17 protein-coding genes and 1 pseudogene are annotated in these 23,110 nt (G+C 47.7%); 3 read left to right on the plus strand and 15 right to left on the minus strand.

Features of this window, described 5'->3' with window-relative positions:
• Window positions 1-39: 39 nt before the first annotated feature.
• The 11 genes and pseudogenes from ACFQI7_RS00420 to ACFQI7_RS00470 form a co-directional block, all read right to left on the minus strand.
• Window positions 40-1,824 carry a glycoside hydrolase family 36 protein gene (locus ACFQI7_RS00420; RefSeq protein ID WP_218096441.1) on the minus strand — a complete coding sequence of 595 codons (1,785 nt, stop codon included), beginning with the start codon at window positions 1,822-1,824 and terminating at the stop codon, window positions 40-42.
• A 248-nt stretch (window positions 1,825-2,072) separates the two neighbouring features.
• Window positions 2,073-2,291 (minus strand): hypothetical protein, encoded by a 219-nt coding sequence (locus tag ACFQI7_RS00425; protein ID WP_218096442.1) that lies wholly within the window; start codon window positions 2,289-2,291, stop codon window positions 2,073-2,075.
• A gap of 195 nt (window positions 2,292-2,486) precedes the next feature.
• Entirely contained in the window at window positions 2,487-3,818 is a 1,332-nt protein-coding gene (locus ACFQI7_RS00430) for an ABC transporter substrate-binding protein (RefSeq protein ID WP_218096443.1), read from the minus strand.
• A 494-nt stretch (window positions 3,819-4,312) separates the two neighbouring features.
• Window positions 4,313-5,626, minus strand: a complete 1,314-nt coding sequence (locus ACFQI7_RS00435; RefSeq protein WP_230414566.1) for a bifunctional DedA family/phosphatase PAP2 family protein — start codon at window positions 5,624-5,626, stop codon at window positions 4,313-4,315.
• A 307-nt stretch (window positions 5,627-5,933) separates the two neighbouring features.
• Window positions 5,934-8,189 (minus strand): ATP-binding cassette domain-containing protein, encoded by a 2,256-nt coding sequence (locus tag ACFQI7_RS00440; protein WP_218096444.1) that lies wholly within the window; start codon window positions 8,187-8,189, stop codon window positions 5,934-5,936.
• 195 nt (window positions 8,190-8,384) lie between these two features.
• Window positions 8,385-8,763, minus strand: a pseudogene (locus ACFQI7_RS00445) (SRPBCC family protein).
• Between the two features lie 268 nt (window positions 8,764-9,031).
• On the minus strand, window positions 9,032-9,775 hold the full coding sequence (locus ACFQI7_RS00450) for an ABC transporter permease subunit (RefSeq protein ID WP_218096445.1): 744 nt from the start codon (window positions 9,773-9,775) through the stop codon (window positions 9,032-9,034).
• On the minus strand, window positions 9,768-10,505 hold the full coding sequence (locus ACFQI7_RS00455; protein WP_218096446.1) for an ABC transporter ATP-binding protein: 738 nt from the start codon (window positions 10,503-10,505) through the stop codon (window positions 9,768-9,770). Before ACFQI7_RS00455 ends, ACFQI7_RS00450 begins: the two co-directional genes overlap by 8 nt.
• A gap of 82 nt (window positions 10,506-10,587) precedes the next feature.
• Window positions 10,588-11,502 (minus strand): hypothetical protein, encoded by a 915-nt coding sequence (locus ACFQI7_RS00460; protein ID WP_218096447.1) that lies wholly within the window; start codon window positions 11,500-11,502, stop codon window positions 10,588-10,590.
• 116 nt (window positions 11,503-11,618) lie between these two features.
• Window positions 11,619-12,161 (minus strand): DinB family protein, encoded by a 543-nt coding sequence (locus ACFQI7_RS00465; RefSeq protein ID WP_218096448.1) that lies wholly within the window; start codon window positions 12,159-12,161, stop codon window positions 11,619-11,621.
• A 287-nt stretch (window positions 12,162-12,448) separates the two neighbouring features.
• Complete coding sequence (locus ACFQI7_RS00470; protein WP_218096449.1) at window positions 12,449-13,534, minus strand: winged helix DNA-binding domain-containing protein; 1,086 nt, start codon at window positions 13,532-13,534, stop codon at window positions 12,449-12,451.
• Window positions 13,535-14,034: 500 nt separating this feature from the next.
• On the opposite strand from ACFQI7_RS00470, the gene ACFQI7_RS00475 reads away from it, so the two are divergent.
• Entirely contained in the window at window positions 14,035-15,240 is a 1,206-nt protein-coding gene (locus tag ACFQI7_RS00475) for an endonuclease/exonuclease/phosphatase family protein (protein WP_268966796.1), read from the plus strand.
• A gap of 646 nt (window positions 15,241-15,886) precedes the next feature.
• On the opposite strand, the gene ACFQI7_RS00480 is transcribed toward ACFQI7_RS00475, so the two are convergent.
• Together ACFQI7_RS00480 and ACFQI7_RS00485 are read right to left on the minus strand one after the other, a co-directional pair.
• Entirely contained in the window at window positions 15,887-16,714 is an 828-nt protein-coding gene (locus ACFQI7_RS00480; protein ID WP_218096452.1) for a helix-turn-helix domain-containing protein, read from the minus strand.
• A 308-nt stretch (window positions 16,715-17,022) separates the two neighbouring features.
• Window positions 17,023-18,339, minus strand: coding sequence for an ABC transporter substrate-binding protein (locus ACFQI7_RS00485; protein ID WP_218096453.1), 1,317 nt, complete (start codon window positions 18,337-18,339; stop codon window positions 17,023-17,025).
• Window positions 18,340-18,772: 433 nt separating this feature from the next.
• Between ACFQI7_RS00485 and ACFQI7_RS00490 the strand changes: the two genes are divergently transcribed.
• Both ACFQI7_RS00490 and ACFQI7_RS00495 read left to right on the plus strand, forming a co-directional pair.
• Window positions 18,773-20,401 (plus strand): ATP-binding protein, encoded by a 1,629-nt coding sequence (locus ACFQI7_RS00490; protein ID WP_218096454.1) that lies wholly within the window; start codon window positions 18,773-18,775, stop codon window positions 20,399-20,401.
• A gap of 316 nt (window positions 20,402-20,717) precedes the next feature.
• The gene (locus ACFQI7_RS00495; protein ID WP_218096455.1) at window positions 20,718-21,554 is read left to right on the plus strand and encodes a metallophosphoesterase; all 837 of its coding nucleotides are present in this window, start codon (window positions 20,718-20,720) and stop codon (window positions 21,552-21,554) included.
• Between the two features lie 72 nt (window positions 21,555-21,626).
• Here ACFQI7_RS00495 and ACFQI7_RS00500 read toward each other — a convergent pair whose 3' ends face one another.
• Together ACFQI7_RS00500 and ACFQI7_RS00505 are read right to left on the minus strand one after the other, a co-directional pair.
• Window positions 21,627-22,358, minus strand: coding sequence for a Stf0 family sulfotransferase (locus ACFQI7_RS00500; protein ID WP_218096456.1), 732 nt, complete (start codon window positions 22,356-22,358; stop codon window positions 21,627-21,629).
• Window positions 22,359-22,542: 184 nt separating this feature from the next.
• Complete coding sequence (locus ACFQI7_RS00505) at window positions 22,543-22,812, minus strand: CD3324 family protein (RefSeq protein ID WP_218096457.1); 270 nt, start codon at window positions 22,810-22,812, stop codon at window positions 22,543-22,545.
• Window positions 22,813-23,110: the final 298 nt, after the last annotated feature.

Raw genomic sequence — 23,110 nt, forward strand, 5'->3', positions numbered from 1 at the left:
ATTATAAGCTCTCGTCCCGTTTAATATTACCGCAATAAACTAAGCGTTGTAGTACAGCACTCTTGCGCAATGCGCGTCAAGGCCCGGCACTTGAACCTTATCCTGATATACCCCGATCTCCTCATCCGTCCAAAAATCATAGAGGCGATGGCTTCCTTGCAGCGGGAAATCGAAATCTTTCGGCTCATCTTCAAAATTAAATACGCAGATCACTTGCTTATTACCCAAATCTATCCGTCCTACGGCGAAGCTGTTGTCTTCGAAAACGGCCGCTTTTCCCGTCGGAGGCAGCAGTTTTTTTAATACGTTGATGTTCTTCTCCGACATCGAAGGGATGAGATCACCGCTGATGATCATTCCGCCGGAAGCTAAAATGACGGCTTTGTGGAATTCAAACTCCTGGTCGGTAATAATCGATGGTTTTTCAACCGTTTCTCCGCTTATCGTTTTGGATTTGAAGGTTACTCTCTCGAGTACGATAACGTCCGGGTCGTTGAACCATAAAACTTCGTTTTGCCAGTTACGAGGAAACTGCTCCCTCGCGTTGCCGCCCACATGCTTCCAATCCCGCGCGATATCGTTCGTAATCCGGTTCCCGTGAACAAGTCCGAGCAGCGGCCAAAAAGGCGCATTGCAGCCGAGGATAAAGCTGTCATGTCCGACTTCATCGACAATCGCTTTGATACCGCGACGGAATGCTTCAATACGGGTTGCGTTTTTATCGTGATGGACTCCGGGAAGCGCGCCGTACTGCAAAAAATCCATTTTATAATAGCGCCAGCCCCATTCGTCATGCATCGTCCTCACGACAGACCGCAAATATTCCAACGCTTCCGGATGCGTAGTATCCAGCATGTACCACTGCTTCTCCGGCGTTCTTTTTTTCTGGCCGATTCCGTTATACGGATTTCCTTCTTCATCTTTGACCAGCCAGTCCGGATGTTCCTGGCGCAGTTTGGAGCCGGGCTCAACAATAAATGGAGAAAGATATCCGGCAGCCTCCATCCCATTGGCGCGGATGCCGTCGCTGATCGTTTTGACATCGGCTCCCAGACCTGGCCGCGGTATTAAGAAATCGCCGTTAGCGGCCGCATACCCGCCGTCAATTTGAATCCGCTTCAGCTCGGGGATACGCTGCTTCATTGCGCGGGCATTGTCGTAAAATCCATCCGCCGTCATCGGGCGCAGGCAATAGTACGAGCACCAGCCGGTCGGAATTTCCGGATACCGCATGCGCGGATGGTTACGGTTCAAGTGTTCGGCTAGCTCCGCAAAAAGCCGATTACGGTCAGAGCCGGAAGAGAAGACGAATTGTTCCAAATCCCAAGAACCGCCCGGCTCAAGCGTCAAATCTTCCGTATCCATAATCACTTCGATATAAGAGCCACTGAAACGAATCTCGCCGGAAAAACGGTGGCAGGACGTAAAAGCCAGCAGCTGGTGTCCTTGTCGTTCAGGCGATAGGAGCAAAAGATTGTATACGGACCATACGTTCTCATGAAACGGCGTTCTCGGCAGCCGGAAGAAATCCCAGTCCGTGCCATACGCCCCAATATGAAACGGTGACGAGAGCGTCCCCCCATATTGGGTCAGCATCTGGTACCCTTCTCCGTAAAATGGGGTTTCCTGATCGTACGACGTCATGCCGGAGAACAACACCAATTCTTTGATCTGCAGCGGCCGGTCGGAACGATTGGTTACCGTTGTTTGCAGCAGATTGTTCGACCACGTCCTCTCTAAGGCCACATCGCTTTCAGAAGCGGTTGTACAATCGGAGAGTCTAACCGTTGAAGGCAATTTTTTCAGTTTGTCTAAAGTCAGCATATGCGGATCTCCTCCTATATCATCTTTCGAAATTCATTGCTGCAGCCTGTCTGAACCTAATCATATCGGTAAATCTAGACGCCGAACATAATGGAAATTGATGTGTTTTTGTCTGATGCTCATATTGACCTTAGACAGCCAATTGTAACCGCATGTGGAGCAATGATGTGGACAGCGGATATCGGAAGACCGCCAAGCATGCTTGGCGGCTCCAGAGTGGATCACTTCATCATGTGCAACCTAGACTATTAACGAATTTGGATGCTGCCGTTAAAGTCGTGCGTTTTGATCTCGGCAAGGGGAGTTCCTTCGGCAGCGGCTCTTTTCCAAATGACGATGGAAGGAACGGAAGATTTGCCCGATTTCCCCTGCACGGTGTCCATCAGCATACGGACGGTGTATTCGGCGCCTTGTTCATTGAAAGCTCTACCTTGCAAATAGGCGCTCGTACCTTGTGATATCATCATTGCAAGATCCAGATTGACTGCCGCATGGATGGGCTTGTTTACTTCGATGCCTAACAGATAGGAGTTGTCTCCCGCCGCTGCATGAGCCGTCGATGCCGGTAAACCGGGTACGTTAAAAGAACGAAAGTACGATTGCGAGTATAAGTATTTTGTTTAGCGCTTGCTGCTTATGCTGAAAGAACATTCCGCGACCTCCTATTGCTTCTTTTTCGATTCCACCAACTTATTAAGTGCCTCGTCCGCCTCTCGCAATGCGGTATTGATATCCTTCTCCTTCCGGAGCACCACCTCGTAAGCATCGGACACGATTTTATTCGTATCGCTTCCTTGGTACTGGGAAATTCGGGGCACGGAAGGCTTCAGATTCACCATGCTGACCAAATTCAACGGTTTACCCTGGAATTCGGGAATGCCCTTGCCGAATTCTTGCTTGACTTTGTCGCTGGTCAGCACGGACATTTTCGCGTTTCTCGAGAAGTCCAGCTGCACTTCGTCGGATAATACGGTTTCGATCACAAGGAACGCGGCATCCTTCACCTTACTTTGCTCTGTGATGGATAAGTTCGGTGTATCGACATTCGTGCTGTATCCCATTTTGCTTTTATGCTGCGGATACGTCACGACATCCCAGCTCATATCTTTGGCCTCGCGCAGCGCCAGCAGCGTTGCGCTGTAGCCGGTAATCATGGCCAGCTCCCCCTTCAAGAAGGCAGCCTGATTATTGCTGAAGTTGATCGTATTGAAAGGTGGATCCGAGCTGCCTGGGTAGTTATAGATTTTATTCCACAACTCAAAGGCGTTTTTCCAAGGCTCCGTCGTTAACATCGATTTGTCGTTTTTGTCCAATTGAGTCAACGTGATCTGGTTGATCATCCGATTCACGCCGTCGGGAAAAAAGCCGCGGTATTGAACGCCGTCATACATTTGGGTTATTTTTCTTCCAAGGTCGCCGACTTCCTCCCAAGTCATTCCATCCTTCGGATAAGGCACGCCGAATTTATCGAATAATCCTTTGTTATTGAACAAACCGAAAGTATTGTTATATGCGGGGAGTCCGCCCAGAGAGTCGGAAGCGCCGTTGACCTTGATGTACTCGAGCATTTCGGGAGAGATCCGATTCAAATCCAAGTTGTATTTCTTGATAAGCGGTTCCAGGGTATAAAACAACTGCAGATCCTTAAGCTGCTTTAGCGTTGCACCGTATCCGACCACAATATCCGGCAGATTACCGGCCGCAACCAGTTCGTTGAGAGATAAGCCTTTCTCCGACATGTTGATATATTCGAGGGTAATGTGGGGGTACTTTTTGGCTACAGGGTCTTTGACATATTGCTGAAAATCTTTTTCGTTGAAAGGTCCGGAAGTCGTTGCAAACTTCACCTTGACTGGCGTCGTATCCAGCTTCACTTGCTTTTCTTCTGCGGGCTTTACTGTTTTGACGCTGTCTACCCCGCCGCTGCAGCCTGTGATCATTAGTGTCAAGCCGGTAATGACGATTCCTGTTTTTCTCAAAACATAGTTATCCATCCATTTTCGCTCCTGCCCCGTCGCAGTGGGCCCCCGAATGAATCGGGTACTCGCACGCAGACTGTTATTTTAACGATCCGCTTTATAAATGTGAAAGTGGCAGCGCTTACAAAATTGTGCGATAAAACGTTTTGTATATCTTGCCGGGCTTGACATCCCTTATTCCGGAAACCGAGGATTAATTTATCCGGAATCGCCGTTTCATTACACTCCTCCCCTCAAATGCATTGTTTCCTCCTGTATAACTAATCATATCGGGAAATGAGGGCGTAGGATATAATGGAAATTGAGGTGTTTTTGTCCTATTCTCATATTTGCGGATTTTATGTTGCGAAAAATTCAACATTGTTTTTCCAAATACTGCTGATAATCGGATACCGTTTGATCGAAAAGGGCCATTTTTTGAGCGCTAATCAAAAGCGCAATAAATCCAAAGCCCATCGCACAAGCAAGGCTAATAAAAAAAGCTCACGGCAACGGCAGCTTCAAATTCATTACGATTCATTCCCTCCTTTACTGCGTTTTATGAAACGGAATATTTCCATCAGGACGATATTCAAACTGAGCCAAACACCACCGAATACATATCCGGCCGCCACGTCACTCGGAAATTGGATACCGAAATAAATCCGGCTTAGCCCCACCAGCAGGGAAACCGCGATCACGAGCAGGAAAGCGGCCGTCCGCAGCCATGCCGCGGTGCGGTGCCTTACGAGCAAATAAGCCGCAAAGCCGATATAGATTAAAGTAATGAACGTCTGCTCGCTTGGAAATGCAAAGCCGGCTGTTCCGGTATCAAGCCTGTGAAACAATCGGCGCAATCCTTCTTCCCACAGCTCTCCGCCGATGACGAGGACAACGGTAAAACCGAGTTCGATCCGCCGTTCACGGCTCCGCAACAAAATCCATGCCGCCGATACCGCGACAATCGGAACCAGCACCTGCATCGAAGCAAGGAATGCAAATCCTCGCATCCATGCAGCCCATCTTTCATCGAAAAGCTCATGAATAATATATGAGGTAACTCGATCGAACCGGGTAAATTCATGTGAAAAGAAGTCTTCTATGAGACGGACCATCAGTGCAAAAAATGTCAAAAAAACGACGCATGCCGTCGTGACGAGCAGCCTCAGCTTGCGCAGCGAGTGTAACGAAGCCGCACCGCGGCCCAACAGATCCGCTGCCGTATCGAAGATTTGCCGGCGGTATTTGCGGTACGCATACACGATAATCATTGCAGCGAGTGCAATACATCCGCCGATAATCAAATATCTCGTCGCCGCGCGATGAAAATGCTCCCACTCGGGGCCAAGCAGTCTGCCGAGCGAGATGAACGTACCCGTCCACAGCAAAGCGCCTGCATAGGCATACACGGCATAAGAACGGAATGGAATGCGTGTAACCCCAGCAAAGTACCCCGTAATATGCCGAACCCCGGGAATAAAATAAGCGAACACGAGCAGCTTGTTGCCGAACTTTGCGAACCATTCGGAAACTTGATTCAGCCGATCCGGTCCCATATGAATACGCGAGCCGTATTTTTCGAAAAAAGGATGACCCAGGCGGTTTCCGATCCAATAAGCTCCCGTCACGCCGGTGCAGGTTCCGATCCATGCGAGCAAAATACTGAGCGGCCAGCTGAACGTCCCGTGAAAAACCTGCAGGCCGACGTAGCTCATGAGCATCTCGCCGGGCAGCGGAAGGGCAAGCATCTCCAGCACCAACAGCAGCACTAAAATGACATAGCCGTACGTATCCATCCAATGGACGATAAAGTGCATGAGAATGTATGGTCCCTTCTTCATCATCGAAGATTTCTTTCATCATTGTTTCCATTTGTTTCATAACATACTCTCTAAACCAGGATGCGGTAGTCGGCCCACCACTATACCGTTGGGGATCAGTTCCCCCTTGTCCCTGTCGGGTTAAGTTGCACGAGCTTTCATCAGTAAGTAGTACCTAGCTTGGCAAGGCATGCACTGCCAGCTACTTAAGCGAAAGGCTGCCAAATCTGTTGGCAGCCTTGGTGGAGCAAACGTAAGTTTAACCTTGAATATGTTCTCCTTGTCATGCGAAGCAATTACGAATCCCATACATTACAGTAGATTTAATACATTACGTCAAGTATCTTCCCGTGATCGACTGCTCCGCATGGATGATCTGCGGAGGTGTGCCCTCGAACACCACCTGGCCGCCTTTGCTGCCTCCGTCAGGTCCCATATCGATGAGCCAATCCGCTTGGCTGATCACATCGAGGTTGTGTTCGATGACGATCACCGTATTGCCGGCATCCACGAGGCGGTTCATGATCTCCAGAAGGTGACCGATATCTGACATATGTAGACCGGTCGTCGGCTCGTCCATCATGTAGATGCTGCCTTTCTTATGCAGCTCGCTTGCCAGCTTGATGCGCTGGCATTCCCCACCCGAGAGCGTGCTGAGCGGCTGGCCGAGTGTAATATAGTTCAGCCCTACATCACTCATCGCCTGGAGCTTGCGCACAACCTCTTTTAACTGAAAAAATTCCAACGCCTGCTCCACAGTCATCTCCAGCACTTCTGCAATTGACTTGCCGTTCAGCGTGTACGCGAGCACCTCTTCTTTGAACCGTCTGCCTCCGCATACATCGCATTGCAGCTTCACGCTGTCGAGGAATGCAAGATCTGTATACACTACGCCAAGCCCTTGGCAGTTCTCGCAAGCTCCTTTGGAGTTGAAGCTGAACAAGCCTTGGTTCACCTTGTTCGCGGAAGCAAACGCCTTGCGCACATCATCCATAATGCCCGTGTAGGTCGCGGGATTCGAGCGTGTTGACACGCCTACCGCCGATTGGTCGATGACGATCGCATCCGGATGCTGACTGAGGAATATTTCGTTTATCAGCGTACTCTTGCCCGAGCCTGCAACACCCGTTACGACAGTCAGCACTCCGGTTGGAATATCTACACTTACGTTTCGCAGGTTGTGCAGAGTGGCATCCTTGATGGACAGCTTGCCGGACGGCCGTCTGCAATCATGCTTCAGCTGGAGCGGCCGCTTCATATGGGTACCTGTCAGTGTACCTGATTCCAGCAGTCCTTGGAAGCTTCCTTCATAGACGATGGTACCGCCGCGGCTGCCGGCGTGAGGTCCGACGTCGACGAGATGATCCGCCACCTTGATCACATCGGGATCATGCTCGACGACAATTACGGTATTGCCTTTGTTGCGCAGCTTCTGAAGCAATTCATTTAACCGGTGAACATCACGGGGGTGCAACCCAACGCTAGGCTCATCGAAGATGTAGGTGACATCCACCAGACTGCCGCTCAGGTGCTTCACCATCTTGACTCGCTGCGACTCGCCGCCGGACAATGTATCCGTCTCACGGTCGAGCGTCAAGTAGTCAAGTCCGATATCCACCAGATGCTGCAGCCGTTCCGTCAGCGACTTGACGATCGGCACGGCGACGGGATTGTCAATCTCTCGAACGACGCGGATGAGCTGTCCGACCTCCATGGAGGACAGCTCCGCAATGTTGTGTCCATTGATCCTGCAGCTGAGCGCGGCCTGACTGAGTCTCGCGCCGCGGCAGCTGGAGCAGGGACCTTCGGAAATGTACGGCGCAACTGCTTTTTGTGTGCGCTCGGACTTTGTCTTCACATCCTGCTTGATGTATTTGTTGGTGAACTTCTCGATGACGCCTTCCACCGTAATATTCGTTGCCTTACCTGCGAAATCCATCTTCACTTTCCTTGCCTTGCCGTATAGCAGTTGCTCCAGGTCCTCATCCGAATATTCACTTAGCTTCTTATCGGGATCAAAGGACCCTGACTGCATCACCATGTTCCATTCCCAGCCGTTCACCGAATAGTCCGGCAGCATAATTGCCCCTTCATTGAGCGACTTTGACATGTCCACCGCCTTGCTCATGTCGACGCCCAGCCTACGGCCGATCCCGTTGCACTCGGGACACATGCCTTGCGGATCGTTAAACGAGAACATGTGCGCTTGTCCAATATAGGGCTGACCCACTCGGGAGAAGAGAAGACGGAGAATGGGAGAGATATCGGTAATCGTGCCCATCGTGGAATGGGAACCGCCGCCCAGCCGCTTCTGATCCACAATAACAGCCATGCTCAGGTTCTCGATCGCATCTGTATCCGGCTGCGGAACGCGGGGCAGGAAAGTGCGCACGAACATACTGAAGTTCTCATTCAGCAAACGCGTGGATTCTGCAGCGATCGTGTCAAAGACGATCGATGACTTGCCGGAACCGGATACTCCGGTGAAAATCGTGATCTTCCGCTTGGGAATCCGCAAGGATACGTTCTTGAGATTGTTTTCTCTCGCACCTGAGATTACAATATACTCCTGATTCGATTCGCTCATGCTTTCACCCTTCCGATAGTGTTAATTTCAACTTATATCCACATTGTACCATTCATCGTGCAGATTATCCGAATCAAAATAAACCGGCTGCAAACTACATGCAGCCGGTTTATTTTGATTCGCGTCAAGCAGGGTACAACTATCGTACCCAATCATATAGCATTAGGGATGGAGATATTTGTGTACCGAATGCGGCTATTGTTCCAACACCTTTTCAAGCTCGCCACACCATTTACCCCAGCCATACTTAGCGCCTTCGATTCCTTGAGCATTTGAGAATCCGGTTTGTTCGAGATGAAGGTTAACCTTTCCGTCCCCTAAATCCTGCAGCGTCCAGGTAACCGTGTGCTTCTCCCCTCCGCTGGCCCAAGTATAGGACACCCGGTTTGGTGCGTCCACGATAAGCACTTCGCCGTCGATAGTACCATCCCACCACTCGGTCGGCTGAGTGCGAAACTGAAAACGTTGTCCTACGAAGGGCTTAAATCATTATCCATCGCCTGAGCGTGTGGATGTTAACCACCCACTTGGCAAGCTTGCTAGAATTGGTTAAGGCGGACCAAAGCTTCTCGATCGCTGTGTGTCAACTATTGATTTTATGAGGTTTGGCTCCTTGGCTACATGTTAAAAAGCCTCGGTGCGATATACCGAAGCTTTATGATCATGACTCAGTTTTATTGGGTGTCAGAACTACTTGATTGTGAGCTTATTAATATCAGGTAGTCCGCAAAATCTGTCGCCGTACAAGCTGCAACAATTCCGATACAAACGTCAGCTGTTTGTCTCTGCGGATGGGGGACCGCAAATAAAGCCGGATTCCCTGCCGCGTTCCACTCCAACTGTTAAGCTTCTTTGCGATTAAAGAGAAAATATCCAAGCGAAAAAAACAATATACAGCTTGATATCAGAAAGAGTGTCGTCACGATCAGTTTGCCTGCGGGGACGGTACTGCTGATCCATAGCAAATGCCAATCCGTATACGAAGCCGGCGAGAAGGCTGAAACCGGTCTTGCAAAAAACGGCGCAAGCTTCGCCGCGGCATATAATACGATCGAAAAGGTGAACGAGCCGCTGGCGCTTCCAAAAAATTGCGAGACGAATACGAACACCGCCGCCAGAGCCGCCATCGACACGAACGACGCGGCATACGCCTTGAACATTCCTGTGGCGTCAAAGCTTCCGCCGGTTCCTGCAAACAAGCTGCAAATGGCCGTAACCAATCCAAGAATGACCAGCAAAGCCGCGACCCCGACGACAAGCGCAGCCGCCTTCGACAAGTACACTTGAAGCCGCGTCATCGGCCGAAGCAAAGACAGCTTTAGCGTTCGGGACGAAACCTCGCCGGGGAACTGATCGGCTGCGGTCAAAAAGATAAATAGCGGGATCCACAGCATCGTATACCACCCGAGCATATCGATCGGAAACGACCGGCTGACGGCGATCAATCCGAAGAACGGCTGCAGCGAATGAAGCGAAGCGGCCAGAAGCGCCGGAAGGATCGCGGAGAACAGGAAGAAGACGACCGTTTTTCTCCGGTAGAACAGCAAATCGAGCTCATTTCTAAGGCCTGCCTTGAAACTATGCAACGGGATTCCCCTCCCTTGCTTTTTGCAGCTCGCGAATATAAAACTGCTCCAGCGACTGATTGTGTACAAGCAGCTCGGATACGTGACCTTCCGTATGCAGCTTTCCTTGGAATATGACGCCTACCCGGTTGCACAGCTGCTCAAGCTCATGAATCATATGACTTGAGATCAGGAAAGAGGTTCCATTTTCCTCCGAGTAACTGCGTACCAGCTCGCGAAACATGACCGTTCCTTCGATATCGAGGCCGTTCGTCGGCTCATCCAGGATGACAAGCTCCGGATTGGGCAACATCGCCGCGGCCAGCGCCAGCTTTTGCTTCATGCCGGTCGAATAGTTATTTATTTTATCTTTGCGGACCGCGAACAATCCTACCCTTTCCAGTATTTCATCCATTCGTTTGTCCGTCACTTCGGGATAAAACCGGGCGATGAACCGTAAATATTGGGAAGCGTTCAGAAAGTCGTGGAAATCGGCGGATTCGATCATGCAGCCGACACGGCGCATCCCCTGCTCGAACTGTTCCGTGATGTCGCTGCCGAACAAAGAGACCATCCCCCGATCCGCGCGGATCAGCCCGGTAATCAGCTTCAAAATCGTCGTTTTGCCCGCTCCGTTCGGCCCGAGCAGACCGTAAATGTCTCCGGAGCCGATTTCAAGGTCAATGTCGCGGATCCCCCGCTGATTGCCGTACAATTTGGTCAGCTGCCGAACGGACAATATGACGCTCATCCATATTCCCCCCCTTTATAAAAGACAACGGCAACAGATAAAGCACTAGCTTCAGCCTTATCCGCTGCGGTTGGTATCGCTATTATTTGGCGTTATGAAAATTACGCTCCTGCTTCATTTGCTGCACTTGTTTGCCCGTCAAATCAACCGTATCCGGCGTCGTGCCGTTGAATCCGGAAAGATCTGCGGCCAAATGCAGCGTTACCTGATGCGCGGCGCCTCCGGCGTCTTTACCGGAAACGGTAATGTCGGCTTCCTGGTGCTGAATATAATTCGATGCATTTATATTCGCCTTCACGGCAACCTTCTCGATTTTAATGTCTTGGCTCAATTGCGGCACACCGGACAGCAGCGCATGACCGTCGAACGGAAACTCCGGTTTGTCGGTTCCGTTCTTATTCTGAAACTCGTGCCTGTGACCGCTTGTCGCATGCTTGATCGCAATCGGCGCAATGGCACTAACGACCGCAGGAATTTGCGCATTCGTCAGCTCTACGGAAACGTCCTTCGAACCATCGGTATTGCTTTCCACCGTCACATAATCTTTCAAGTTGCCTACAAGCGCGTCTATGACGGTTTCCACCTGCTGCGGCATTTCCCGGTCCATTTTCTTGACGGCATACTTTTTGTCTGTATGCTCCGGCTTCACGTAGTAGATGTCGCTGGCGCCCGATTTCAATACGGTACCACTGCTTTGCTTGAAAAAGCTGACCGACTGATCCGTCCCTCCGCTAATCACCGTGACCGTTCCACTGGCCGTTCGGTTTTCCGGGCTGACTTTAAAGCTGCCGTTCGCATTCGCGAAGGCGTTCCCGTTGTCCTGCAATGCCATCTGCGTCTTGACGCTTACATTGTGTGCGGTTTTCGTGTTTTTCAGAGCGGATTTATACGCGTCGTACCCGGATGTGCCGGCCATTGCGGAAAATCCGGTGGCAAGCATCACCACGGCACTGATGCCTGCTACGCTTCCAAGCATGAACCATTTCTTCTTTTTCATCTTGCTCCTCCTCCGACTGGGTAAAATAACTTGCACTGACTATGTTACACCGCAAAAATAAAACACTTGTAAAACAAGTATAAAAAAAGTCTAAAATTGAAAAAAAAATGCGTTTTTTATTTCTGAGAAGCATATAGGAACCGACAGTAGCCGATTTCAGAAGCATTCTTCATAAGTTCAAGGTTTAACCATGCTGCAAGCTCATGAAAAGACTTGTCGTTGAAAGGCCATCGGGTTCGTTCGCTAGAAAGCAGTTCATCATCCGACAACTCAGCCACCGCAGCTTGCCATTTGTCACGAAAGTGGAATATGGTTGCAGTCGTATCTTTTATATTGCCAGGACAATGAACCTCCTCACGCGTTAACGTTCCATTTCCAAAAGAATGGTCAAGAACCATTGACCACCAAAACGTAATATGCCATGTCAACCAAGCTATACTAGCCGGTCCAATATCGTACGCTTCCGATTCCGGCCAATCTGCACGCCAGACGCCTGATGCATTTGAAACATGAAGCCCCTTTGAAGCAGGTCGCCAGTGATACTCCTCGTCATTAAGGTCGGTGAGATGTATCTCAAGAAGCTTCCATGAAATTTGAAACTGGAAATGCAGCGTATTCCGGATGCTGCCTGGTATGTTTTGAATGTTTTTATCGTTCATATTCTCTTCCCTCCGATTGCATGATTTAATAATAACAAACATGTATATATATTGTTTGTTAATTAACTAACATATTATTATAATATCTATTGATTGACAACATAAATGTGGTTCAGCTAACCGATAGCTTCATCGGCAGCCTCTGCGCCTGCGATAACGCACATCCTCCTCTGCCATTTTCCTATGAAAATACTGCGTAGGCGGAAAAAAAAATAAAACAGCAGCTCTCTGAAACTAATGTTTAGAGTGCTGCTGTTCTTGCGGCCACCGGTTAGATTGAAACTTAGCTACCGATGAATAGCCACCTGGTATAACCGCAACCCGATAAATTCGCTGTACCGCCGGGCTGCCTCAATTATGCGATCTTCCGTGCATGTTAATTCCGTAAACGGATGAATCACAAGGTCGACTCCGTCCTTCTTGATCGTTCTTTTCCATACCCCCGAAATTTGACCATCGACAATGAGCATCGGCGCAAAAACGCCGTTTTTACCAGGAACGATCAAGGGGGCATGCTCTGCAGCAAGTACGGCCCCCCTGTCTTTGTAGCCAAGCAAATATTCGTCGTATCCCGGCAGCAAACAGACGAAGGATTGTTCCTTGGTTTCCACGGCGCTATCTTTGCCCATCCAGTATTCATGTCCGTCAATCTTTTCCGAGTGGAGCGCCTTTTGCGCAGCCTCAATCCCTTGTCTGGCCTCCGCGACCGTGAGTCCCGACCACCAAGCGAAGTCATGAAGCGTTGCGGGCCCATGACCGGTAAAATAGCGCTTCGCAAGTTGTTGCAGCGATTCCTCCACGGACAGTTTCTTGTCATGCTGCACCCATTCGTCCAACAGCACGAAAGTTTGCTGCTTCCCTTCCATCGGCCCCAAACATATGAGGCCTATTTGTGCCAAGTACCACAGCAAATGATAACCGCGTTGATTTTTGGTGTCGATACCTGCGTCCTCCAGCAATTTCATCAGGTTCGGACGAAGAATCCGACTCTTGTCTTCCAACGCATCACGGATGAGCGCTTCGCATTGCGCGATGAGTTGTGGATCAATTTCCAACTGCTCCAACCTGCGTTTATCTTGAGCTAGAATGCGCGGCGTCAAAAGCTTAATCATCCATTTCACATCTTCCGCGGGCACAAAATGGAGCGTACCGCGTATCGCCCAAGTGAGTACAATCTTTTTATTGACTATGGCCCTTTCGATGTCTGCAGCTGTTGCGTCCTGCATTCGCAGCCCGATCGCCCATAAGGCTTGCGCGTAATCCTGTGCCTGCACACCGCCCAATCCTCGTAAAACTTCGTCAGGCTCTTTCTGTTTCGCCCAGGCAATGCGTTGGTTAAGAAGTCGACGATAAGCAATGATCATATTTGCCATGTATTCATCTCCAATCCTGTGCTAGTCTCCGTCGGGAAGTTTAATAGTTTACATTATTGCCTTAATGTTCCGATAGCGCAACATATTTTAGTCTTATTTCAATCTTCTTCATACTGAACCTTGGAACGCAGCCTTCGCAGCACATTCCAGAAAATGTAATAGCAGGATTGTGTATCGTTTTGATGTTATCGTTGATGTTCCCGAAATACAGATCGAGTTAAAATGAAATCGTTATCAGCAATTTTAATTGGTGCTAGTACAAGGCGGGATCCTTTCGTCGCGACAGGTTGTTTCACTCGGGTTATGGACTATTATGCTCGCATTTTCTTTGTCCGCGTGTTGATGTAAAAATGACGGGAAGGTCGTGCACTCTAATGAAAAAGTGTACCGTATTCGTATTCATTGTTGCAGCAATGATGTTGACCGTGTTCAATTTTGGAGCTTTCAATGTGCCTATTGCAAACGCAGAGGTACTACCCGGGAGCTATAACTTGAAGCTTATGACTTTTAATGTCAGGAAAATGACCGCAGACGATGGCACTCCGAATTCCTGGAATAATCGAAAAAACATCGCCGTCCATGCCATCAACAATTTTGGACCTGATGTCCTGGGATTGCAGGAGGCGGATAAAGTCCAAATCGACTACTTTATTGCGAATTGCAGCGCTGCATACCAATCGATAGGAACCTCACGTGAAGGAAGCACGACAATGGGCGAATTTAGCAACATCATGTACAGGTCGGATAAATTCATATTATTGGACTGGGGGGAATTTTGGCTTAGCGAGACTCCGAATGTACCGGGATCCAAGAGCTCTTTTGATTCGGAATATCCACGGATGAGCACCTGGGTGAAGCTTCAAGCGAAGGATAATGCAAACGCGATATTTTACTACTTCAATACTCATTTTTCACTAGTACTTGAAGCCGCGGAGCAAGGGGCTAATCTGATCTTGAACAAGGTAGCGGAGCAAGTGAAATCACCCGATACGCCTGTATTAATTGGAGGAGACTTGAATCGAACGGAAGTGTCGCCTGTATATTCCATATTTCAAAATTCGGACCTTGACGATACATGGAGGAAAGCCGGCAAATCCTTCGCAAACGATGGGACTTATCATGCTTTTACCGGGGAAACAGACCGGGCCCATATCGACTGGATCTTCGAAAAAAATGCATCTGCCATCAATTCGATTGAAATCAATCGCTATCATGAAAACGGCTATTATCCTTCGGACCATTTTCCGGTAAATTTAAATGTGACCATTCCCTTGACAACGGATACGACAGCCCGCCCCATAGGTCAAACGATCTGGCTCAAAGCTTCCGCCAACGGCAATTATGTAAGTACCAGAGCCAATACAACGGACAGCCCTCTCTGGGCATCGGCAACCGCTGCAAATACATGGGAAAATCATCAGATAGTTGATGCAGGAAACGGGTTTGTTTCATTGATTGCGAAAGCAAACAACTTGTATGTCAGTGCGAGAATCACCACTGCGGATGTGCCTCTTCAAGCCAAATCCAGCACGATCGGTTCTTGGGAAAAATGGATATGGGTTAGCAATGGAGATGGAACCGTGTCTTTCAGATCCATTGCAAACAACAAATACGTATCGGCACGTTCTAGCGAAACGAACAGCCCCTTGGAGACAAGAATCGATTCGATTGCAACTTGGGAGAAATTCACCTGGGGGAATCGCTAGGATCCGGCCGGCGTTCTACCATCCCATCGTGCTCGAGCCCCGCGTGAGCAGCTGTGTGATTGCAGCTTGTGTTACCTTATATCAGCAACTTATATAAGTGTCTAATGTAATTGTTTAATGCAAAAATCACTTGGACAAACATCCAAGCGATTTTTGCATTAATTCATATTATGATACCAGCTTGTTTGTTTTTGCTGAATATTTCAGTCCTTTCTATCATTTACTTTCACGGTAACAATGCTCAATATTACTGTAAGAATCACATAGGTCCAAAACCCATGAATTTCGAAACCTGTTAAATATTTATCAAGTAACCATAGTTTCATTGGTGTCAATACAACGGAGCCCGCGATTAATAATGGCGTTGTTAAACAGCCAACCCCGACTACAATGGAAATAAACGAGACGGTTAATAAAAAGCTATAAAGAAAACTAATCACAAACATTAGAACAGTTGCAAGTATTATGGTTTTAGTATCCGTTATCGATATATATTCATGAAAGTACTGATTCCCAACCCAAAATACAAAAAATGTAATCAGCAAGTTGAGTATATTTCTCAAATCCGGTCCTCCTTGCGTTTCCTTCTCGAAACGGATCAAAATTTTGAGACAGACAAGAGACCGTGTTGCTTTTGTACGGCCTCCTACATGCGATGGGTATGGCGGTAACGGGACGGTGTCGTATGCTCATATTTGACAAATACCCGGTTCAAATAAAATCCGTTCTGATAGCCGCAACATTCGGAAATTTGCTCGATCGTCATATTCGTTTCGAGCAGCAGCATTTTGGCTTTGTTGAGACGAAGCGAGGTCAAGTAACGAAGCGGCGTTACCCCGAACGAAGCGCTAAATTTTTTGGAAAGATGCACTTGAGTAATACCAAGGTCAGAAGCGATCTGTTTCAAGTTCAACGCCGAAAATGCTTGCTGCTGAATGCGTCTCTGCGCTTCCTGCATCAGCGGATCGCGGTCGGGATCCCGGGTCAATTCGGCCTCGGTGGGCAGCATGCCCTCTTCCAATCCATCGCAATAAAGCAGCCAAATATCTTGGCAATAATGGTTATATCGCGGCAGCCGGACCGATAGCGGCCAGGAGCGCCATTTTTTCATCATCGCGTAATTTTGTGTGAGCCGCATCGTATCGAGCAAGCTGACTTTACCGGCAGGAATCATCTCTTCTACTCTATGCGAGGACGATTGCTCCGTATCCACCCAGTTCAATTCAAAAAAATAAAAAGTAAGCGGCGCATTGATCACTCTGCGAAACGGCGTATTCGGAGGGCATAGCACAAGATCGCCGAACGTCGCCGAGCCTTTCTTGTCCCCGATTTCATAGTAAAACGAGCCGGATTCGACAGCAAACATGACCCATACCTTATAAATATCCTCGTAAAACAGAAATCTTGGTTTCTTTTCCCAATATATCGCTAACTCCACTTGCGGCATAAAGCCGGATAACAACGGCTTAAGCATCAACACGCCTCCATCTCACCTTCACTCGTTTGGCGCGACAAATTTCAGCCACCTCACGTGCTAAGTCACATTGTCCATCATTAATGCTCCGCCATTCCTTCATTGCGCTTTGCTCCAAAAACCGCATTTTTGCTGCTGGTATTACACGAATATTAGGTAAGCGTTTATTACTATGATATCATGGCACGCTTCGATCTGAAATGGAGGCTGATGCTTACACATATATTTTTTTTGAAAAATATGTATTTTTGTGGGAACCAAAAAGCCCTTCAAAAATTAGCGTGAAGGGCTTTATAAGCTTAGCGGATTTATTTGGTTCCCAGTTCTTCAACCTTTTGATTCGTCTTTTCCTCCGTTTCTCGAATAATCGTATTGATGTCTTTCGTATTTCCGAAAAGCTGCAGTGCGCCGGAATTGAGCTGGGCGTCCGCCGTGGCATCGAATTTCGTAGGATTATTGTGAATCGGGACGGGACGATGCTTAAAAATCGCTTGCACATTTTTCCCTTTCAATACTTCCGATTCCGTTCCGAATTTGTCCCTGATCTCCTTGTTTATCAGAGGTGAGACAATTCTTCCCTGCTTGGAGGAAGAAAGCTGTGCATCGTCCGACAATATGGCGGAAATGACCTGGAACGCCTCCTTCTGATGCTTGCTCTGCGGTGTGACGAACAAGTAGTAGGCATCCGCTTCGCCGTATTTGCCGGGCTTTTCCGTAAACTGCGGATAGGTAGCCAGATCCCAGTCCAAACCGCCTTTAGCGGCATCCGCCATCCGATGAAACAAGCCGATAAAAGGATACATGGCGATCGTTTTGTCGTACAAGAAGGCGTTAAGTTCGTCCCCGCCTTTCTTATCGTTCGTGTTGCCGGGGATAGAAACGATGGATTGATATACCTGGTACGCCCGCTTCCACTCCTCCGTATTGATTTTCGCTTTTCCCGTCGCTGGATCGAACCGGTTCAAAGCTAGCGGAGAAGCGATGCGGACCATATTGCTCGAACCAAGGCCGCGGTACTGCACGCCGCCCTCGATGCCCGTCACCTTTTTGCCCAGATCGATAACGGCTTCCCAAGTCATTCCGTCGGCCGGATAAGCGACGCCAAAACGATCGAACAGTGCTTTATTGTAATACAGGGCGTCATAATTCATACCATACGGCAACGCGAAGATTTCGCCTTTTTTGCCGAACGCTTTGATCGTCTGCACGATAATCGGATCGAGACGGTTCAGATCGAATTTCTGCTGCTTGATCTGCTCGTTCAGATCGAGCGCCGTGTTGAGGTCGATCATCTGCTGCATGTTGCCGGTGCCCATAATGAGCATGTCGGGGACTTCGCCTGCAGCGACCATCGTCGTAATATTGTTTGTCGTCGTCGAAGTAATGACATTCAGCTTGATGTGCGGATATTTGGCGGCAAGCGGCTTGAAAAACACTTCCTCGTAGTCCTCATCCGTAATTTTCCAGCCGGCCAAAAGCGTGATCGTCACCGGCTCGGGCGGTGCTTCCTTCTTGGCTGCTTCCCCCTGCTCCCGCTTCTGATCGCCGCCTCCCGCGCCGCATGCGGACGTCGCCGCAACCGTTACTGCCAGCGCAATCGCCGGCATGATCTTTTTGTTACGCATCGTCAAGCCCCCTTTGATGTTGGTTGAAACTCACAAGCAATTGCCAACTCGTATGGCATGAACCGGCTTGTTGTAAGCGTTCTCAACTTTGACGGCAACATGGCATTTTCCTTAGAGCGCATGCCATAGCTGCTAATTTCGTGCATTGTCATTTTTTCCCGTCGTGAACGAAATTTGCAAGATGGCCGCCTGCGATGAGCTGCAAATCTCCGCAGCCTCCCTTCCCTCATTTCAACCCGGATTAGGTCTACCTGATACCCAATCCGTTCTATCTATTATTTCTGCGATATCCTTATCGTAAATAAAGCGCCTCCCGTTGACCATGCACTTTTTTGTAAATCTATTTATCCAAAATTTCCAGTAAAAAAAAGGTGCTGATACAGAATGTGTCGAAAAATTAACCTACGCCATTTAGTTACGAGGAGCCGACTGCATGCTAGACATATTGAAACAATATTTTGTTCAGTTCGGGATTATATTTTTCCCTATTTCTGTTTACCAGCTGTGGACAATTGGAAAATCGTTTAATCAGCTTCCTATAAGGGGTTGGCTAATGGGTGTCTACGGAGGGGGATCTGCGATTCTTTGTCAGTTAATGCCCGTTCATATTATGGGGCAAACGGAAAATTTTCAGTGCGTTCCAGTAATTTTGTCCATATTATATGGAAAACGCAAGGCAGGCATCGTTTCCATAGGGCTTCTAACGGCATTTCAACTTCTTACGATGAAACAGGATGTCGCTTTCAGTATAGCGGGGATCCTTGTGTACTCCGCAATCCCCCTATTGTTCTGTAACCGGTTTGAAAAATTTGAACGCCGGAAGCGATTTATCGTTGCTTTATTGTTGTCAGTGGTCACAATCATTGTTGAATTGTTGTTTTTGTTTGTGTGTTTTTCAATTCGGTTTGGCCATGCAGGGTTACTTATACAATATTATGGATTTTTGGGTATAGCATGTGTGATCCAGCTAACTATGATGGTATTGGCCTTCTTTTTAATAGAAAATACGATTGAAATCGGTCGTATCCGAAACAGGCAGGAATCGTTGATCGAATACAATCCGCTTGGCATTTGCGCTTTCGACCTTAATAACCGATTCATTAAAGCCAATGCGGCGTATGAAAAGATCACCGGCTACAAAGAGAGCGAGTTGTTGGGGCAATCAAGGCTTCAAATGTGGTTTGATGATGGGCATGATTATGCTGGGAAGATTATGGCCCATGTGTCGCAAGGTGAAATTTTGAAAGATATGGAGGCTACGCTGCGGCATAAGCATGGCGATAAAATCGCCGTTCGGTTTACGGTCGTTCCGATTGTTGAAGGTGATCATATAGTAGGGGTTTTCGGAATGATTAATGACATCACCGAGTCGAAACGTTCACAAGAACATTTAAGAAACTCAGAAAAGCTTTCCGTTATCGGGCAGTTAGCCGCGGGTGTCGCACATGAAATCAGAAATCCATTAACGACACTAAAAGGATTTCTCCAAATACTTTCTAAATCCGAGACTACTGCAAAAAAAGATCAAGAATATTTCGAGATCATGAAGGACGAATTAACGAGAATCGAATCCATCGTCAGCGAAATGCTTGTCCTTGCCAAACCGCAGGCGCTATCGGTTCAATCGGTAGATTTGAAAGAAACCTTGGAACATGTAATTAAGCTGCTGTCCGCACAAGCGAATATGCAAAATATCGAGATCACATTTTTTGATAACCAATTGACTCCAACCGTTATGGGGGATGAAAATCAATTAAAGCAGGTGTTTCTGAATGTAGTTAAAAATGCATTTGAGGCTATGCCGCAAGGAGGGATTCTATGTATCGGCTTAGGTCTGCATCAAGGCCATGTCCAAATTGACTTCATCGATACCGGGGTGGGCATTCCGGAAGACATTGTTCAAAAAATAGGTGAGCCTTTCTTCACTACTAAAAGTAAAGGTACTGGGCTTGGATTTCTTCTTAGCAAACGTATTATTACCAATCACAATGGATCGATGCATATACAAAGTACGGTAGGAAAAGGTACGATGGTTTCGGTACATCTCCCCGTTTCCGAGTAGGCCAGTATACATATGGAAACATGCAGGAACAAAGCAGGCGTATCCTCCCACTTTATTTCTGCATGCCGTTTGAGGTGCCAAAACTACGAACGACTAGGATCAAAAACGACGTCCTAGTCGTTCTTTGTTGTGTCTATCGCTATCGCTAACGCATGTACGTGATATGCCTGCATTTTCTGACAGTTGTCGTTGACATTCGATCAGGACTATTTCCCTGGAATTACTACACAAATATTGGCGGTTTATGCGGTACGTAACCATACGTGTTGAATATAGATGTTACTACATGCTTTCAAAAAATGATAAGGGTGAGCGTATGAGAAAACATAATGGGCCAATACGGAAAACAAGCCCTTCATCTACCTCTCAAAAGAAACGAACACGCGCCTCGATTCAACAGGTTATCAACTTCGCGGTCGTTGGCGATAGTCATGTAGGCTATGGAAATAGCTCAACCATCTTTAAAAATATATTGCCTAAAGTGGTGGGCAGCGGGAATAAAAGGTTTGTTATTTTTGGCGGGGACAATACGCAAGCGGGAGCCGATCATGGAAAATTCGCCCAAACGCGTTACATGGACTTTAAAAATACGGTAACAACCATTCTAGGTCCGAAGAAAATACCATATAAAGCGTCTATAGGAAATTGGGAAACCACCACCCGAGGTTTATTCAAAAAAACGTTAGGAAGCGTCGCAGGACAAATGAATTTTCCAGGGACACAGGGGAAGGTAAAGTATGTTTGGCTAGATAACGCCCCTGGAAGCTTCAGTACAACGAGTATCAATTTATTGAAAAAAATGGATAACAAGCATTACTATATTATAGATTTTCATTGGCCATTGAATGTAAAAGGAATTACAGCTTCCGTCGATCCCTCGCATGTTCTAAGTCTGGCAGAAACCAAAAAATTTTTTAACGCCATTCCCTCCACTTTACGGGATCGAGTGTTGGCTATTTTCTCTCACCATGCGCATAAATTTTACCAGAAATACACCAATATTTATCCGGGTTTTACGAAAACGAAATTTTTTGTATGCGGATGTTCCGGGGCTTATAAATGCAAGCCTCAAGGCGGACGCGGTTATTACGATGCCACCCTAACCATACAAAATAATCAATTTACGGTTAGAGCCAATGCTGTGAAAGTTTGAACGAACGGTTCTATGTGGAATCATAGAACCATTCATTGAAGCCGATCCGCACACGAGCATCACACAAAATGATTACCATCGGATATGCTTCCATCCCTTCTGGCTTTCTTCACGAAAACGCTGCACCCACTGCTCCGCAACATCATCTGCCAGCTTATCTAACGCCGGAGGAGCTACGGTGATGTGATCCGCCGGAATACCTAAAAACGCCAACACACGCTTGACCGTTCCTTCATAGTCTTGAATAAAATCTTCGTACACAATCGTCAGCGGTTCGATGCTGGACTCTGAGAAGAAGTCCTCAATGGCCGCTTCGCACATCGTACTTTGGAACAGCTGGTTCTGAATTGCTTCGTAGTTATATTTATCTGCAATATCAAGCAGCTGCGGCTTCTCCCCGAAGTTGCGGTGCCATTCCCCGGAGACGATCGCACGCCACCACGAGACGGCCAATCTGACTTTGTTCCGGCGCGTCATATAAATATGTTTGGAGCAATTGGGAAAGGCGGTACTCCATACCTCCGCCCGCGAAGCATCCACCGGGAGCTCGAACATGGCGCGGAATGCGTCGATCCATCTCTGTTCAAAACCGATTTTTATCCCGAACACACCGTTTGGCGTCGTTCCGTATTTCCAAATCTTTTCCATGTCCTCGCGCTTGAATGTGGCGGGGTCTTTGTGCTGAAAATGGAGCCATTCGCTGGGATCCCCTGCCACTCCTGTCGAAGCCAGCGCATAATTCAGCAACGTGCTCCCCGTCCGCTGCGAGAACCAAATCGTATAACTTAGTGTAGGCCGTGTCATTTAGCTTCCTCTCTTTCCTAATTTGCCTCAATGTTGTAATGATAAAACAAGTTGTAAGAAGCATGCTGCAAACCATATTCTAACCGCTTGAAAAGTTGGTTGATATGCCATAAATACTTAGGAATTGTTCTATACGCAAAAGAGTCACATCAGATCTTAATCCAATGTGACAAAGTATGAAGACCTATTTTATTTTTGAATAAACAATTTTCTTAATGCTATCACACGATAGAAAAAATTGTTCCGAAAGCTGTTCTATCGTAGCGCCTTTCGAAAATTGCAGGCGAATGTCATTGTTTCTTTGGATCATATATTTTCGGCTGCCTGATTTCTCTCCCCATCCCTTGCGACGTACGCCTTCAGGTTTAGGTACATAAATCATGGCACCGTGAATATATTTTTGTACTTCCTTTAGCAATTCCTCCGGCAAAATGTCTGCGCTCACATATTTCATGATTACTCTACTCCTTAAAATATAATCATTTCAAGGCAGCAAAGTCTCATTATAAACGATTTCACCATTCAAGGATGCAGGCGGTCTATCGGACCAGCTCTATACAAACAACCGCCGTTGTTTATAGTGTAGACTTTGCATAGAGCTTATTCTCTTTGTCATCAAACATTATGTTCTCACCTCCGTCCTTATAGCAACCGTCTTAGTGTAGCATGATCTTGTTCGAAGTAAAACCCTTTCAATTCCAATTTACCCACGATGTCCTTCTTGAGGAAAATAGCTGCTGCTGTCAGACAAG

It is taken from the genome of Paenibacillus allorhizosphaerae, from assembly GCF_042659105.1.
Lineage (GTDB): Bacteria > Bacillota > Bacilli > Paenibacillales > NBRC-103111 > Paenibacillus_G > Paenibacillus_G allorhizosphaerae.